The organism is Polyangium fumosum (assembly GCF_005144585.1).
Taxonomy (GTDB): Bacteria; Myxococcota_A; Polyangia; order Polyangiales; family Polyangiaceae; genus Polyangium; species Polyangium fumosum.
The window spans coordinates 32,106-46,281 of the sequence record NZ_SSMQ01000004.1 but is presented as its reverse complement, the minus strand read 5'-3'; the positions used below and the strand labels follow the sequence as shown (position 1 = coordinate 46,281).

The following is a 14,176-nucleotide window of genomic DNA, read 5'->3' as shown; positions in this document are numbered from 1 at the left end:
CGCATGGCAGGTACGTTCACCGTTGGAGCCCTCGCCCTCGCGGCCGAAGGTGCGAACGCGGTGGGCGCCGTCCGCTTGACGCTCTTGCCCGACGTCCTCGAGATCGAGCTCGTGCGCGCGGCCGGCTTTCGTAGCGGCTTCGTGCCGGGCAGCGTCGCGGAGGCCGTGGAGATGCGCGTGCCGTACACGGCGATCCGTGGCCTCGTGCGGCGTGGCCGCGCGCTCTGCCTCGCGCTCGATCCCTCGATCGCCGCGCCTTACACGCGCTTCACGCTCGCGCGCTTCACGTACGATCCACGCGAGGCCCTCGCCCGCGCGTACGAGGCGCGGAGGCGCGCGGCGCTCGCCGTCGTGATGCTGCCCGGACCGCTCGGCCTGCTCGCAGCGCTCGCTTCTCCTGCTCCGCTCGTGACGGGCTGGCTTGGTCGGCTCGCGGTGGGGGTCGTCGTTGCGGCGGGATGTTGGTTCCTTTTGCGGGAGCTCCTTCGGTTCGCCACCTGGGGCGGGCCCGGCTCCGATCGCCTCGCGGAGACGTTCGAGGTCGCGCTTTGCCAGCGCCTCGGGTTCGTCCCTGTCGCGACCGCACCCTTCGCCCCGCCGCCCGCGCCGCCCGTCCCCGAGGCGTCGCTCCCTGCGTGGGCGCGCGCGCCGCTCCTCGTCGCGCTCGTGGCCGCGCTCTCCGTGCTCGGCATCTCGTTCTTCCAGCGTTACGGCAAACCCCCCGAGCCCGCGGCCGTCGCGCCGCACGTGCCGCTCCTCGTTCCAGGCCTCGGCTCCGCGTTTCCCGCGCCTTCTCCCGTGGACGCATCTTCCGGCGAACAACGCCTCCCTCGTTGTGTGTGCGCGCGTGCCGCGTCTCCTTTGTGGAACGAGGGGCTCCCGGTGCTCGAAGTCTTGCTCGCGTCGCGACCTGAAGATGGCTCCGGCCGCGTGGTTCCTTCAGAGCGACGTGGGTACGACTTCGATCTTTCGGTCGTGAACAATGGGGGGAAGCAACTGCGTGACGTCAGCGTTCTCGTCACGTTTGCTCGCCGCGATGATCAGAACCGCCGTGTGGGCGCCACCGATCGTGGGCTCTACTGGGGAAGGCCGCTCGCCCCGGGCCGCGCGATCAAGTGGCACCTCAAGGCGCCGGGCACCGAGATGCGCATCGATCCGCCGCGCCTTGGCCTCCTCGAAGCGGGCCGCGAGCCTGCGTCCCCGGATGCGTTCTTCGAACTCTCGCGCGCGCGCCAGCGTGTGGTGCGCATCCATGCGGCGAAGATGCTCGCGTACCATCGGGATCCGCGCGCCCTCGACGTGCTCGCCTCGCTGGGCCCGTCGAGCTCCGATGAGGAGAGCGTCCTCGCGCGGATTACGCGTGCCGCGCGTCCGGTCGTCGCGTGTGACATCAAGCCGACGTCCGCGGCCCTCGACGTTTGTCTCTTCAACGACTCGCTGTCGCCGCAACGCGTCGTCGCTGCGCGCACCGTCGCCGAGCGCGACGCACCTTCCCAGCGAGCGGCCTTGCCGGTCGTCGTCCCGGTGCATGACGGCGTGCGCGTCTCGGTTCCGTTGCCACCGCAGCCCGTTCCACCCGAGCTCGAATTGGAACTGGAACCTTCACCCTGAGAGGGGGTTGCCGACGCACCCTTGCATCGACCGCATCGCGGTCGATGCACCTGCGGTCCAGGGCCGTGCCCTGGTCCGGGTCGAGGGGTGGACAACCCCTCGTCGGGTCCGGGGTGAAACCCCGGCGCTATTCGTCGAGAAGCTGCGCGTCAGGAAGTTGCGCGTGCGCGTTTGCCCACGATGAACGCGAAGCTCATCGAGTCTTCGCACTGCGCCACGCTCACGACGCCGCGCGACTGCCAGGCCACGAGGTACTCGCCTGGCTCGACGAGGGTGGCTGCGATCCTCGCCCGTGCGCTGTAGGCGTTGCAGACGTCGAGCGCGGAGAACGCCCACCGGCCGAGCGACATCACCTGGCGGAGCGTGAAGTATGCGCCCGGGGAGCGGTAGATCGGTACCGGCGTGTTCGATTGCGGCGCGCGCGCGAACGACACGGCGTACACGCCCGAGCGCAGGAGCCCGTCGAAGTCGAGGCGCGCGCGCCCTGCGAGATCCGGGTGGAAGACGCCGCCCACGCTCACGATGAGCTCGCATGGATCGAACGTGAACTTCGCGTCGTATCCTTGGTGCTTGTGCGGTGCCCAGTTCGGCGCTTCCCGCAGCGGCTCGCGTGTGAGGGCGATCAGCGCCTCCGACGTGTGCTGCCGGATCACCTCTTTGAGGCCGTCGAGGGATACGAGCCCGCTGTCGACGAGGGCTTTGACGACTGGGATCTGGTCGCGCTTGCAGCGCTTGTAGACGTCCTCGATCCGCTTCGACTCCGGGGGTTCGTCCGCGTAGGCCCGGAGCAGCTCTGCGAGGCGACGTTCCATGCCGGACGCCGCGGCCCAGCAGATTCGACCGTTCTCGACGAGCACCGTGCCTTGCGTCGGGGGGCCGAAGACGAGCGCGCCGGTGGCGCTCTCGGGCAGCGCTTCGATCTCCTCCAGCAGGGGGATCACCGCCGCGGGATCGCCGGAGATGCCTGCCGGGTCGGGCATCAAGCGCAGACTCTTTCCACTCTGCATGGCTGGTTCCTGGGCTCCTCGAGAGGGAGGCGGTCGCTTGGCTCCGTGGTCCAGCGGGCGCTTCCGGGTCCTAGGATATCCCCGTTCGTCGCACGGCGCGAGGGCCGCGGGTTTGTCCCGTGAACACGAGTTCGCGGTCCCCCCCGCGAACGCACCCCGGGCCACGTGCATGGATGTGCACGTTGGGGGATGTGCGATGTTTCCATACTCGACACGCGCTGGGGGTCCACACGGGCGGGCTCAGGGACGGCAGATGTTGTAGCCGTCCGGGAGGATCGTGCTCGGCTGGCAGGTCATCTGCACCGGGCCCTGTCCGGTCTGGATGACGGGGCAGTCCGTGTCGGGGGCTTGCGGGTCGCAGAGGACGCGCTGCTGGGGGTACGTACAGGTGGCGGCACAACGGAGGAGCGGATACCAGTTGCCGCCTTGCGTCTGCGTGAGGTCGCCGCAGCAGACCGTGCCGGCGGGGCAGTGCTCGGGGAGCTGGCATTCGATGCGCGACTCGAAGCCAGGTTGGCCGTTGCCGCCGAACTCCGTGGCGCAGTTGTCGTTGTCGTCCGGGCCGCTCACGCACTCGCCCTGGGGCGGGTCGTTGTAGTTGCTGTCGTCCCAGCAGCATGCGCTCTGGCCGCTCACGGGACAGGCCACGTCGCCACATGCGACCATGACGACCGGGGGCATCGGCCCGGACGATGAGCTTTGCGTGCTGCTCGACGAACTCGATGGGCCGTTGCCTGCGCCACCTTGCCCCGCGCCGCCGTTGCCTGCGCCGCCTTGACCCGAGCCTCCGTTGCCTGCGCCACCTTGCCCCGCGCCTCCGTTGCCTGCGCCACCTTGACCCGCGCCGCCGTTGCCCGCGCCGCCTTGCCCGCCTGCGCCGCCCGAGGCGCCGGCCCCTTGGCCGCCGGAGGCAAACAGTCCCGTGGTGTCCGTTCCGCAGGCGGCGATCGTGGTGCCCACGACGAAGAGGGAGGCGAGGCAGAACGATCGCAACGAAGCACGTTTCATGGATGACTCCTCAGAGAGGCCCGAAAGGTACACGCCGGAGGTAGCCTGCGGTGCTCGAAACGCCACCCATTTTCGTCGTGACGGAGACGCGCCGGGCGCGCTGGCTTTCCAGTCGGAAATCAAATTTGGGTCGTCGCTGAACACGGACGGCCCTGCGCGTGGGGGTCGCTTTACACGCCGAGCGACGCTTGGCATGGTGGAACGAAAGGCCGAAGCGGCCCGGATCGAGGAGGCACTTCATGAGCTTCAGAAAGTATTTGGCCGCGCTCGCGGCCATCGTCTTGCTCGGCGTCAGCGCCGTGGCGGACGCGACGACCATGCTCTTCCTTTCGCGCGAAGAGCTCGTCAACCGTTCGGACCTCGTGGTCCGGGTGCGTGTGAGGAAGGCGGTCACGGACGAATCCGAGGATGGCCGGGGCCTCGTGACCCGCACCGAGCTCGACGTGGTGCAGCTCCTCAAGGGGAAAGCCGAGGGGCGTGTCGTCGTCCAGCAGTTCGGCGGGACACACCGGGGCAAGACGCAGAAGGTCCTCGGTGACGCCGCGCTCAAGGCGGGGGAGGACGCGGTGGTCTTTCTGCGTCGCGACGACAAAGGAAAAATGTATTTCACGGCGCTCGCGCTCTCCGTGTACCACGTGGATGCCAAAGGAATGGCGCGTCGCGAGCTCGACGGCGTCGAGCTCGTCCGTTACGCCGGCAAGAAGCTCGAACCCTCGGGCCACGTGGAGCAGCCCGAGGCGGTCGAATCTCTCATGACGGACGTGGTCCGCCTCGCCGGAGGAAAGTGACATGAAGACCCTCCGAAAGGCCGCCCTCCTCGCCGCATTTGCGGCCGGGATCCTCTCCGCGCCGACCGAGGCGCGCGCCTGGACGGGCCTCGAAGGCCCGCCGTATCCGGTATGGGGGATCTTGCCGGTCAAGTTCTACGTCAATGCGTCCACGTTCCCGACAGAGATTGCCGCGACCGCGCAGCAGCGGCTCGTCGACGGGTTCGGCTCCTGGGCGGCCCCCGAGTGCACCGATTTCGCGACGCAGCTCCTCGGCGATCTGCCGGACGGGACGTGGAATTCGAACGACAACAAGAACGTCCTGATGTGGATCAATCGGCCGGCCACGTGGCCGCTGGAGCTCGGACCGGTGGACTCGGTCATCGGCGTCACGCTGCCGGTATGGTCGTCCGACGGCGACGGCAATTTGATCATCTCCGACGCGGACATCGTCTTCAACAACGTCGGATTCTGCTGGTACGACTCCGCCACGAACCCGAACGGCAATTGCATGGGCGGTAGCCCCGTCGATACGCTCTCCATTGCCACGCACGAGCAAGGCCATTTCCTCGGCCTCGGCCATACCGACGTCACGGGCTCGACGATGGAACCCTTCTACGATGGCGGCAATGCCATTGCCAGCATCGAGCAGGACGACATCGACGGCGTCTGTACACTTTATCCCCCCGGCTCCGGCATCCCGAGCTGCAATGCGTGCAGCGTGAACGCCGCGAAGACCGAATGCAAGGCGCTCGCCACGGGCTGCAATGGCCAGTGCATCGGCATCTACAACTGCGAGCTGTCCTGTCCCGTCGCCAAAACCCCCGCCGACTACAAGGCCTGCCTCGACGCCTGCAAGATGCAATTTCCGGACGGCGTCGAGGCCTACGAGGCGTATGCGGGTTGCCTCTGCAACCTCTGCTCGAAATCGTGCCCCATCAAATGCCCCGGCGGCGCGGGCGCAGGCGGCGGCTGGGGCGAAGAGGAGCCCGAGGGGCCCCGGATCGAGGACCCCGGCGGCTGCGGCTGCTCCGTCGAGGCCAAGCACGGCAAGGTCGGCGCCCTCGCCGCCCTCGGCCTTGGCCTCGCCGCGATCACCCGCCGGCGCCGCCGGCGCTGAGCCCCCTCCCCGAACGCCACCAATTCCAACACTTTACGCCTCTCCCGATCCCTGGCATGGCTGGCCGGCCATGCCGCTCCACCCCCGAACGGAGCTCGATGCGGACGTATCGCGCGCGCTGTCTGCCCTCGGCGCCGAGACGTCCGAGCCTGCCCTCGACGCCCTCGTGGCCCCCGGCGCGGCCGCCGCCGCCCTCGAACGCCTCCCGCCCTCGGCGCCCTTCCTCCTGCGCGCCGCGCCGCCCCTCGGCAGCGTGTCGAGCCGCCACGGACCCGAACCCGAGGCGCCCGTCTGGATCCGCGGCACCCTCGGCGGCGCCGACGTCCGCATCGCCCCGCTCCGCCTCGCCGAAGGGGAGCGCCCAACCGCCGGCCGCGTGGCCCGGTTGGTCGTGACCACCGAGGAACGTCCCTGCTGTGACGCGACCACGTGCACGAACCGCCGCACCCTCGCCGCGGCCTGGGTCGAGCTCGAACGCGAGGACAAAAGCGCCGCCCCGCGCCGCCTGCTCGTCGCGGCCGCGGTCGATCTCGACGGAGACCGCGCGTGCGCCCGCGTCGTTCGGGCCGCGACGCCGCTCGCCGGCGCCTTCGCCGCGCCACTCGAAGCCGCCGAGGGCACGCTGCCCGCGCCCGCCGCGCCGGATGTCCAGCCCGAGGAGCCCGTGCTCCCCGCCGGCAAGCTCGCGCGGTTTGCCCTGCGCCTCGAAGGGGAGCGCCTCGTGCTGCGGGATCACGAGAACCAGGGCCCGCGGACGAACGCCCGCCGCAACACCGTCCTCGGTTCGATCCTGCTTGCCCTCGCGCTCGCGCTGTGGGTCCAGGCGGTGCGCGCCTTCCGCGCGGGGGATCGTAACCTGACGATCGGCTTCGCGTCGGCCGCCGCGCTCGTGACGCTCTCCGGGTACGCGTTCGTGAGCGTGGCGCGTTTCGGGGCTCGCTACCGCGCCCTGTCCGCGCCGCTCTTCTGGGCCGGCCGAGATCGGTTCGTCATCGCCCCGTGGGTGAGCCGCACGGGGGCCGTGGATCTGCTGCCGGAAGGGCGCCTCGGCGCGGCGATCGCGATGGAAGAGGTCCGCGGCGTGTCGACGCCTCGGCGCGACGACCTCGTGGCCGTGGAGATCAACAGCGATCACGGGCCGATGGACGTCTTCCTCACGGAGGACGCGGCGCTCGCCGCGTACTGGGCCGCGGCGCTCCGCCGCGCGCTCGGCGACATGGCGCACCCGGGGACGCGCGCCTCCGCCCGCAAACGCGCGCGCGAGCGTGCTGCCGGGGAGGTCCCGGCCGCCGCCGCGATGAACGAGGTCACTCGCTGAACGGGTTCGCCGAGAGCGTGTTCGAGAAGGCCGACGTCTCCTCGCCGCGCACGCAACGCAGCCGGTACGTGTAGGCCTGATCCTCGTTCGCGCCCTCGTCGACGTGATCGGTGTCCGTGCCCTCCGCGGTGAAGGCGAGCGCGAACGTCTCCGCGTCGGTGCGCCGCTCGGCTTCGACCTCTTCGCAGGGCGAAACCAGGCTCCAGCGAACACGGAGGACCTTCGACATCGGGATCACGTCCTCGAGCACGGGCGCTTCGAGCGGGCCGCTCCACGAGGGGCCCCCCGCGGCGTATCCCGTCGGCTCCGAATCCGCAGGGTCCACCTCGCTCGCGCAAGCGCCCGCGAGGAGGACCAGCACACATGAGAACGAAGAAGCCAAGCGTTTCATCCGTCCCTCTCGATGTCCTTCAGCCGTCGCCGTCCTTGCCCGCGCCGGTGAACCAATCCTCGCGATCCGCGAAGAGGACGTTGAACGTCGTGAGCGAGCCATAACAGGCCGTGATGTACGCCTGGAGCTGCACCTTGTCCGCGTCCGGCAGCCCGTCGTGCGCGTTGAGCTTGGCCTCGAGCACGCGGAGTTTGTCCCGGACCATCACTATTTTGTGAAAGAACGTGTCGAGCGGGATGCGCTTCTCCGCCGTGCCGGCCTTGCCCGGCTTGAGGACGATCTCGCCGCCTTGCCAGCGCGCGCCCATCTCCGAGCGGCCGAGGCCGAGCTCCTCCGAAAGCACCTCCCGCAAGACCCGCCTGAACTCGTCGATATCCATGTCGATGTCGATCTCCCTGGGCAACGAGGGGCCCGCATTCACGACCCGCGCGCCCTGCGTGGTCCCGGACGGCGAAGGCCGCGTGGCCTCCGCGTCGCGCCGCCGCGGCTCGATCGCCGAGGAGCGCGCCCTGCGAGGCTCGCCCGCCGCGCGCGGCGGCGGCGGCGGCGCCGCGGCGCCCTTCGGCCGGTATCGCGCGCACGTCGACGTCTGCCGGATCGGCGAGGGATACACCTCGAGCGCGCAGTCGCCCACGCGTCCGAGGTGCGCATCCTCGCGCGGACGCGTGAACGCCGCACAACTCCCGCAGCGGCCCTCGAGCTCGCTCATGAAGGCTCCACCATAACGCAATCCGTCGCCGGGGCGAGCACGCTCTCGTTCGGGCGAACGCGCCCGCTCGGCACTACACTCGGCCGCATGGCCCGCCCTCGCTCCCTGTTCCCCGCGCTCCTCGTCGCCCTCACCGCCGGATGCGGCGCCGCCCCGACGCCCGGCCCCGACGCACCCACCACGGCCGAGGTCGGCCCCACGAACGGCGCGGCCGGAACGAACGGCGGCGCGAAATCAGGCGAGCACACGAAGCCGGAAGGCGCGTCCGCCGGAAAGGACACGCCCGCCCCGCCGCTCGTGTTCATCGAGGACGACCTCGACGGCGCGATGGCGCGCGCGCGCGCCGAGAAGAAGGCGCTCTTCGTCGATGCATGGGCGCCGTGGTGCCACACGTGCCTCAGCATGAAGAACTACGTGCTCGTCGATCCAGCGCTCCGCCCGCTCGCCGATCGCGTGGTGTTCGCGGCGATCGACACGGATCGCCCTTCGAGCGCCGCATTTCTCGAACGATACAAGATGAGCTTCTGGCCGACGTTCTTCGTGATCGATCCCGCGAAAGGCGACGTCGTCGCGTACTTGCCGGGCGCGGCCTCGGCGCGCGAGATGCGCAACTTCGTCGAGGACGCGGTGCGCGTGATGGATGCCTCCGCGCCTCCCTCGGATCCGCTCTACACGCTGGCGCAGGCGAGCGCCGCGCGCGCGGCCGGTGATCATCGCAAAGCGCTCGCGCTTTATGACGAGCTGCTCGCGAAGGTCGACGCGCGCTGGCCTCGCCGCGACGACGTGCTCGCCGGAAAGCTCTCCTCGCTCGCCGGGAGCGGGGACGTCGATGGATGCGCGCGATTCGGCGCCGAGCACGTGGACGAGATTCGCGGCGCCGCCGCACCCGCCGATTTCGCGGCCGTTCTCTTGAGCTGCGCGAGCCGGCTCGCGAAGAGCTCCACGCAGGACCTCGCGCGGCGCAAGGCGATCACGAAGCTCGAAGCGCTCGTCGCGTCGCCGCCGACCGAGTCCACGGTCGATGATCGCGCCGACACGCTCGCGATCCTCGCGGGCGTGAAGAGCGAGCTCGGCGACACGGACGGCGCGCGCGCGGCGCACGAGAAACGCCTCGTGATCATGGAGAAGGCTGCGGCCGAGGCGAAGTCGCCCGAGATCGCGGCGACGTACGATTACGGCCGGGCGATCTCGTACATGGCGCTCGGTCGCGGCGAAGAAGCCGTGCGGATGCTGGAGCAGCGCGAGCGCGAGATGCCGAAGTCGTACGATCCGCCGGCGCGGCTCTCGAGCGCGCTCGCGAAGATGGGACGGCTCGACGCCGCGCTCGCGGCGAATGGCCGCGCCGTGGCGCTCTCGTATGGGCCGCGGCGGCTCGCGTACCTCAAGCAACGCGCGGATCTGCAGGCCAAGATGGGCGATCGAAAGGGGCAGATCGCCACGCTGCGCGAGGAGGTCGCGGGGCACGAGGCGCTCGGCCCGGGGCAACGCAATGAAGCCTCGCTCGCAGACGCGCGGCGCCGCCTCACCGAGGCGCTCGGCGAGGGCAGCGCACCGCCGAAGCGGTAATCGCTGCGTCGGAAGGGCACAACGAGGCCCCCCGCCGTGCTGCGAAGCGCGGCGGGAGGCTCGTGTTGCGTGTCTGGAGGGGGAAGGGGACGAGAGACTACGGCTTGCCGGTGAGCGGATCCTCGGAGAGGATGCAGTGCAGCGTCTCCGGGTCGCAACGCACCGGGAAGTCCGGGTTGATGCCGGAGCCGAACACGCGACCCTTGGACGGGTCGGCCTCGGACAGGCAGGCATCCTCGTCCGGGACGATCATCGGCGTGTCATCCTCGTCCGGATTGGCGTCGTCGTTGGCGGCGTCGGTGTCCGGGTTGTTGTCGTCGTCGGTGTGGACGGCCTTGTCGCAAGGCACCGACGGGAAGAGCGCGATGAACTTGTACTCGGCCGAGCATCCGGCCAGCACATCCTCGTAGCGCATCTCGCCGACGACCTGCGTGCCGGGCACGGCGGCGGTCACGTACACCTTGATGTTCTTCCACTCCTGCCGGTGGTGCTCGGCCGGGAGGATGACAGGGTTGCCCATGTCATCCACCTCGCCCGTATCGAACTCCTCGATGTTCATGTCCGCCGACGCGATCGCCGCCGAGCCGTTCGCGCCGCCCGTGTAGCAGAGGTTGTTCGCGTCCGGATCGGTCGTGTACGCGCCGAACGCGTACGGCTTGTCCGTCCCGATGTCGTACCCCGCGCCCTCACGGTCGCGAGCGAGGAGCCCGAGCTTGGACGACTGGATCGCGATGCTGCGGGCGTTGTAATCGGCGAGCGTCTTGTCCGCGTTGGGCGCGAGATACGTCGACAGGCCGATGTCTTCGCCCTTCAGGCCGAGGCATGCCTCGTCACCGCTGACGAACTGGTACTTCGCGAAGTACGGTCCGTGCCCGACGACGCATTGGATGGTCGGTTGCGAGCAAGAGGCCCCGGAGAACGCGAAGAATGCCGCGCTGGCGAGCCCCATCGCGCCGACCAGAACACTGTGGATTCGGTGCTTCATGGTGAGCTTCCTTTCCCTTCCAACCATCAGAAGGTCACGCGCGCGTTGATGCGGATCTGCCGCGGCGTCTGATAACTGGTCGGGTTCTTCCAGTTGGGGTTGACGTCCGCCGGATCGAAGTCCCGGCCGTCGGAGTAGAGCAGCTTCTTGCTCGTATCCGTCGGCGCCTCGCCCTTCTTCCCGTGGAGGTTCGCCTCGGACCCTTCCGCGATCGGCAGGACGTCCGCCAGGGTGTACCTCTGGTCGAAGCCCGTGGCCTGCTGGAAGTTGAACAGGTTGAAGATGTCGACACCGACGGTCAGCGCGCTGTCCTTCGAGAAGCGGTAGCCGAACGTCACGTTCGTGTCGATGCTGTGGACCCAGGGCGTACGGCCTCCGTCGCCGCGGGGCAGGATGAACACCTCGGAGTCGCCGTAGAGCGCGTGCGAGCCGAGGACGTTCAGCGGCGTGCCGCTGCGGCCAAGGTAGCCGAGGCCGACGTTGATCGTGACGTTCGCCGGGAGCTGGAACTCCTTGGCGCCGAACACCTTGATCACGTGGCGACGGTCACCGGGCAGGTCGCCGGTCCGGTTCGCGAGGATCGAGACCAGGTCGAAGTCCGAGTTGATGTTCGGATCGAGCTGGCCCGTCTCCGGCCGGAACAGACCCGCGAGGTTACCGCGGTTCCACGAGACGGTGTAGTTGACCTGCGCGAGCCACTGGTTCGAGAAGGCCTTCTGGAAATACACCATGAAGGAGTCGTAGTCGCGGTTGGCCTTGGGGAAGTCCTTCGCGATGCCGTACCCGGGGTTTCCGATGAAGTACGTCGACGCCTCGTCGCGGCTCATGTCCTCCATGGCGTAGTTCAGCCACTGGCGGGTGTAAGCGCCGCCGATGCGCGCGTCCGTGATGATCTCGTACTCGCCGCCGACGACGATTTGATCCGACGACTGCGGCTTGAGATCCGGATCGACCGGGACGCGATCGGAGCCGGTGATGAGGTACTTCTGGTTCGGGTCGTACTCGAAGGTCGCCGTGGCCAGGTTGTCGATGCTGTTGCACTCCGGCCCGCGGGCCTGCACCGGATCGAGCGGGTTGCAGACGCCGTTCTTCGGCGGGTTGAAGTTCGGCGCGTTGAGCGAGCGGTTCTTCTGGAGACCGAGCTCACCCGGGAACGAGCGATCGACCATGTTCAGCGTGATCGCCTGGTAGAACCGGGCGAAGTTCGCCGTGATCTTGGCCCGGCCCTCGCGGGTCGGATCCCAGATCGCGCCGATACGCGGCGACCACTGGTTCGGCAGCGCGATACCGACGTTGCCGTCGTTGCCCGTCACGACCTGCGCGTCGTACCGGACGCCGAGGTTCACCGTGACCCGATCGAGGATGTTCCACGAGTCCTGGATGAAGCCGCCGACCGTCGTCGAGGTCGAGGTCGCCTCGAACACGTCGAGGTTGACCGGGTTGTCAGGGCTCTGCAGGAACCCGTAACGACGGAAGTCCGCGACGAAGTTGCCGCTCGTGCTCTCGCGGAAGAACACGCCACCGCCGTAGCCCTTCGTGTTCGTGTAGTTGAGGACCTCGAAGTCCACGCCGGCCTTGATGACGTGCTGCCCGAGCGCGCTGAGCAGCGCCGTCGCGATCACGCGGCCCTGGTAGCGGTTGCTCGTGGCGATGTTCATCAGGCCCGGACCGCCGGTCCGGTACGACGCAACGGGGCAGAAGTTGCTGACGAAGCGCCCGTCGCCCGTCGGATCGCATTGCGCCTGCGCCGACGCCGGGAGCGCCTCGAAGTCGGTGATCGGGTGCGCACCGCCGGTCGTGCGGCGCCACGTCATGCCCGGCATGTACGCGAGCTTCGTGGGGTCGTTGATGTCGTTGACGTTCGACCCGTCCGCCGCGCCCTGCGCGATGCTGTTGTAGACCCAGCCGAGGGTCACATCGACCAGGAACTTCTTGTTCGCGAACGCCGACGAGCTCTTGAGCACGACGCTGTTGTTGAACTGGTCGACCGTGCCCGCGAGCGAGTTGTACGGGCCGACCAGGTTGCCGACCGCCACGCCGCCGTCCTGCGCGTCGAAGCCGAACGTGCCGTTGCCGCCGGACGTCGACGGCGCGCCGAACACCGTCACGCTGATGTTGTGGTCCTGGTTGATGTTCCAGGTCAGCTTGCCGATGTACTGCGTCGTCTGCTGATCGGCGTAGTAGATCTGCGGATTGACGCCCCGGAGCGGGCTCGCCGTCTGGTAGCCGGTCGCCGGGTCGATCGTCGGGTACACTTCGACGACGCCGTCCTGCCCCGGGATCTGCGGGCCGTTCGGGTTCATCGGATCCGGCATCGTCCGGTCTTCGAGCGTGTTGTTCAGGCTGCTGAGAACGCGCTCGAGGCGGTAGCGCTGCAGCGCCACGCTGAAGCCCGCGAAGAACCAGAGCTTGTCCTTCAGGATCGGGCCGCCGATCTCGAAGCCGAAGTCACGAACCGAGCCGAGCGTCGGATTCGTGTTGATCGTGTTCCCCGCGCGCGGAATCAGCGTACGCTGACCCTCGAACGCGCCGGGCGTCATCGCCCCGAAGACGGAGCCGTGGAACTCGTTCGAGCCGCTCTTCGTGACGACATCCATGACGCCGCCGATGCTGCGGCCGTACTCCGGCAGGTAACCCGCCGTGATGACGTTGACCTCTTTCACGAACTCGGCCGAGAGCGGCACCGCGAGGATGCCGAACGCCGGGTCGTTCGCGGAGACGCCGTCGATGATGAAGCCGTTCTCGGGCGACGACGTGCCGTTCACGGACACGCCGTACGCGTCGGCGTTGGCGCCGGGCGCGACGGCCGCGAGGCTCTCGAAGGAGCGCGTCGCGCCGCCCTTGGCGGCAGGGGGGTTCACGGCCACGCGGCGCGTGAACTCGCTGTCGATGGTTACCGCGACGCGCGAGGAGCCAACGTCGATGACCGGCGGCTTGCCGACGACGACGATCTCTTCGCCCGCCTGGATGTTCTCCGGCAGAAGCTCCAGGTTGACGCGGATCGTCGAGCCGCTGGTGAGCTTGATACCGCCGCGCGAGAAGGGCTTGTACTGCTCCTTGTCTGCGCGAACGGTATAGCCCTCACCGGGGGCCAACTGCGGAACGCGGAAGTTACCACCCGCATCCGTCACGACGATCTGCTCACCCTGCAGCGCGGGGGACGTCACCGTGATGACGACGTCCGCAACGGGTGCTTTCGTAGCCGCGTTACGCACCTGGCCGGTGATCACGCCGTCGGCTGCATACGCCGATCCGGCGACCATGACGACTGACGGCACAATCGCGGCCAACAGGCCTAGTCTGTCTCTGAATATCACGAGCCCTCCATCCCTCCAGAAGTGGGCCAAGTGTCGAAAAGGCGGCCGACTATACTCATGTTCCGTGACCGTCAACAACACTTTCTGCGGGCTCCACGTAACTCTTTCTGTGAGACGCCCGGACACACCCCCCCGACGAGCCCCGGCGTGGACGTTCCGAGACGCACCTCGACAAGCTCCGCGCACGTGCCTTCGCGCATGAGGATGGGCGCGACGCACCCTCGTGCGCGCCGCGGTTTGCCGCCGTCACGCCCCGTTCGGGGGGCGTTCGGAACCGGGAAGGACATGCAACGACCCATCCCCGGACCCGGCGCTGGGGGGCTCTCTAGAATTCGTTTCCCCCCCAACCGCAAGAATTGCGGGGCCCCCGTCTTCTT

At 68.8% G+C, this 14,176-nt stretch carries 11 protein-coding genes; 5 read left to right on the top strand and 6 right to left on the bottom strand.

Annotated features, from left to right (window positions below; translation table 11 throughout):
• The first annotated feature begins 3 nt into the window (after positions 1 to 3).
• The gene (locus E8A74_RS05335; protein WP_136927830.1) at positions 4 to 1,611 is read left to right on the top strand and encodes a hypothetical protein; all 1,608 of its coding nucleotides are present in this window, start codon (positions 4 to 6) and stop codon (positions 1,609 to 1,611) included.
• A 149-nt stretch (positions 1,612 to 1,760) separates the two neighbouring features.
• Here E8A74_RS05335 and E8A74_RS05330 read toward each other — a convergent pair whose 3' ends face one another.
• Positions 1,761 to 2,618, bottom strand: a complete 858-nt coding sequence (locus tag E8A74_RS05330) for a hypothetical protein (RefSeq protein ID WP_136972204.1) — start codon at positions 2,616 to 2,618, stop codon at positions 1,761 to 1,763.
• A 240-nt stretch (positions 2,619 to 2,858) separates the two neighbouring features.
• Positions 2,859 to 3,626: a hypothetical protein gene (locus E8A74_RS51930; RefSeq protein ID WP_170228869.1), complete on the bottom strand. Its 768-nt coding sequence runs from the start codon at positions 3,624 to 3,626 to the stop codon at positions 2,859 to 2,861.
• 239 nt (positions 3,627 to 3,865) lie between these two features.
• Between E8A74_RS51930 and E8A74_RS05320 the strand changes: the two genes are divergently transcribed.
• The 3 genes from E8A74_RS05320 to E8A74_RS05310 all read left to right on the top strand — a co-directional run bounded on the left by E8A74_RS05320 (position 3,866) and on the right by E8A74_RS05310 (position 6,831).
• Positions 3,866 to 4,414: a hypothetical protein gene (locus E8A74_RS05320; RefSeq protein ID WP_136927828.1), complete on the top strand. Its 549-nt coding sequence runs from the start codon at positions 3,866 to 3,868 to the stop codon at positions 4,412 to 4,414.
• 1 nt (position 4,415) lies between these two features.
• Positions 4,416 to 5,513 (top strand): matrixin family metalloprotease, encoded by a 1,098-nt coding sequence (locus E8A74_RS05315; protein WP_136928004.1) that lies wholly within the window; start codon positions 4,416 to 4,418, stop codon positions 5,511 to 5,513.
• Between the two features lie 70 nt (positions 5,514 to 5,583).
• Positions 5,584 to 6,831: a hypothetical protein gene (locus E8A74_RS05310; RefSeq protein ID WP_136927827.1), complete on the top strand. Its 1,248-nt coding sequence runs from the start codon at positions 5,584 to 5,586 to the stop codon at positions 6,829 to 6,831.
• Here the strand turns inward: E8A74_RS05310 and E8A74_RS05305 are convergent.
• Together E8A74_RS05305 and E8A74_RS05300 are read right to left on the bottom strand one after the other, a co-directional pair.
• Positions 6,821 to 7,222, bottom strand: a complete 402-nt coding sequence (locus E8A74_RS05305) for a hypothetical protein (protein WP_136927826.1) — start codon at positions 7,220 to 7,222, stop codon at positions 6,821 to 6,823. The two genes, E8A74_RS05310 and E8A74_RS05305, sit on opposite strands and share 11 nt — an antisense overlap.
• A gap of 19 nt (positions 7,223 to 7,241) precedes the next feature.
• On the bottom strand, positions 7,242 to 7,931 hold the full coding sequence (locus tag E8A74_RS05300; RefSeq protein ID WP_136927825.1) for a hypothetical protein: 690 nt from the start codon (positions 7,929 to 7,931) through the stop codon (positions 7,242 to 7,244).
• Between the two features lie 87 nt (positions 7,932 to 8,018).
• On the opposite strand from E8A74_RS05300, the gene E8A74_RS05295 reads away from it, so the two are divergent.
• Complete coding sequence (locus tag E8A74_RS05295) at positions 8,019 to 9,497, top strand: thioredoxin family protein (protein WP_136927824.1); 1,479 nt, start codon at positions 8,019 to 8,021, stop codon at positions 9,495 to 9,497.
• A 97-nt stretch (positions 9,498 to 9,594) separates the two neighbouring features.
• Here the strand turns inward: E8A74_RS05295 and E8A74_RS05290 are convergent, their stop codons facing one another.
• A complete protein-coding gene (locus E8A74_RS05290; protein ID WP_136927823.1) occupies positions 9,595 to 10,482 on the bottom strand; it encodes a hypothetical protein in 888 nt (295 codons plus the stop codon).
• A gap of 26 nt (positions 10,483 to 10,508) precedes the next feature.
• Positions 10,509 to 13,760, bottom strand: a complete 3,252-nt coding sequence (locus E8A74_RS05285) for a TonB-dependent receptor (RefSeq protein WP_232379384.1) — start codon at positions 13,758 to 13,760, stop codon at positions 10,509 to 10,511.
• Positions 13,761 to 14,176 lie beyond the last annotated feature (416 nt).

Excerpts from the sequence above, each read along its gene's own strand:
- E8A74_RS05290 (WP_136927823.1), bottom strand. The coding sequence starts at position 10,482 with ATGAAGCACCGAATCCACAGTGTTCTGGTCGGCGCGATGGGGCTCGCC.
- E8A74_RS51930 (WP_170228869.1), bottom strand. The coding sequence starts at position 3,626 with ATGAAACGTGCTTCGTTGCGATCGTTCTGCCTCGCCTCCCTCTTCGTC.
- E8A74_RS05295 (WP_136927824.1), top strand. The coding sequence starts at position 8,019 with ATGGCCCGCCCTCGCTCCCTGTTCCCCGCGCTCCTCGTCGCCCTCACC.
- E8A74_RS05315 (WP_136928004.1), top strand. The coding sequence starts at position 4,416 with ATGAAGACCCTCCGAAAGGCCGCCCTCCTCGCCGCATTTGCGGCCGGG.
- E8A74_RS05300 (WP_136927825.1), bottom strand. The coding sequence starts at position 7,931 with ATGAGCGAGCTCGAGGGCCGCTGCGGGAGTTGTGCGGCGTTCACGCGT.
- E8A74_RS05320 (WP_136927828.1), top strand. The coding sequence starts at position 3,866 with ATGAGCTTCAGAAAGTATTTGGCCGCGCTCGCGGCCATCGTCTTGCTC.
- E8A74_RS05330 (WP_136972204.1), bottom strand. The coding sequence starts at position 2,618 with ATGCAGAGTGGAAAGAGTCTGCGCTTGATGCCCGACCCGGCAGGCATC.
- E8A74_RS05335 (WP_136927830.1), top strand. The coding sequence starts at position 4 with ATGGCAGGTACGTTCACCGTTGGAGCCCTCGCCCTCGCGGCCGAAGGT.
- E8A74_RS05305 (WP_136927826.1), bottom strand. The coding sequence starts at position 7,222 with ATGAAACGCTTGGCTTCTTCGTTCTCATGTGTGCTGGTCCTCCTCGCG.
- E8A74_RS05310 (WP_136927827.1), top strand. The coding sequence starts at position 5,584 with ATGCCGCTCCACCCCCGAACGGAGCTCGATGCGGACGTATCGCGCGCG.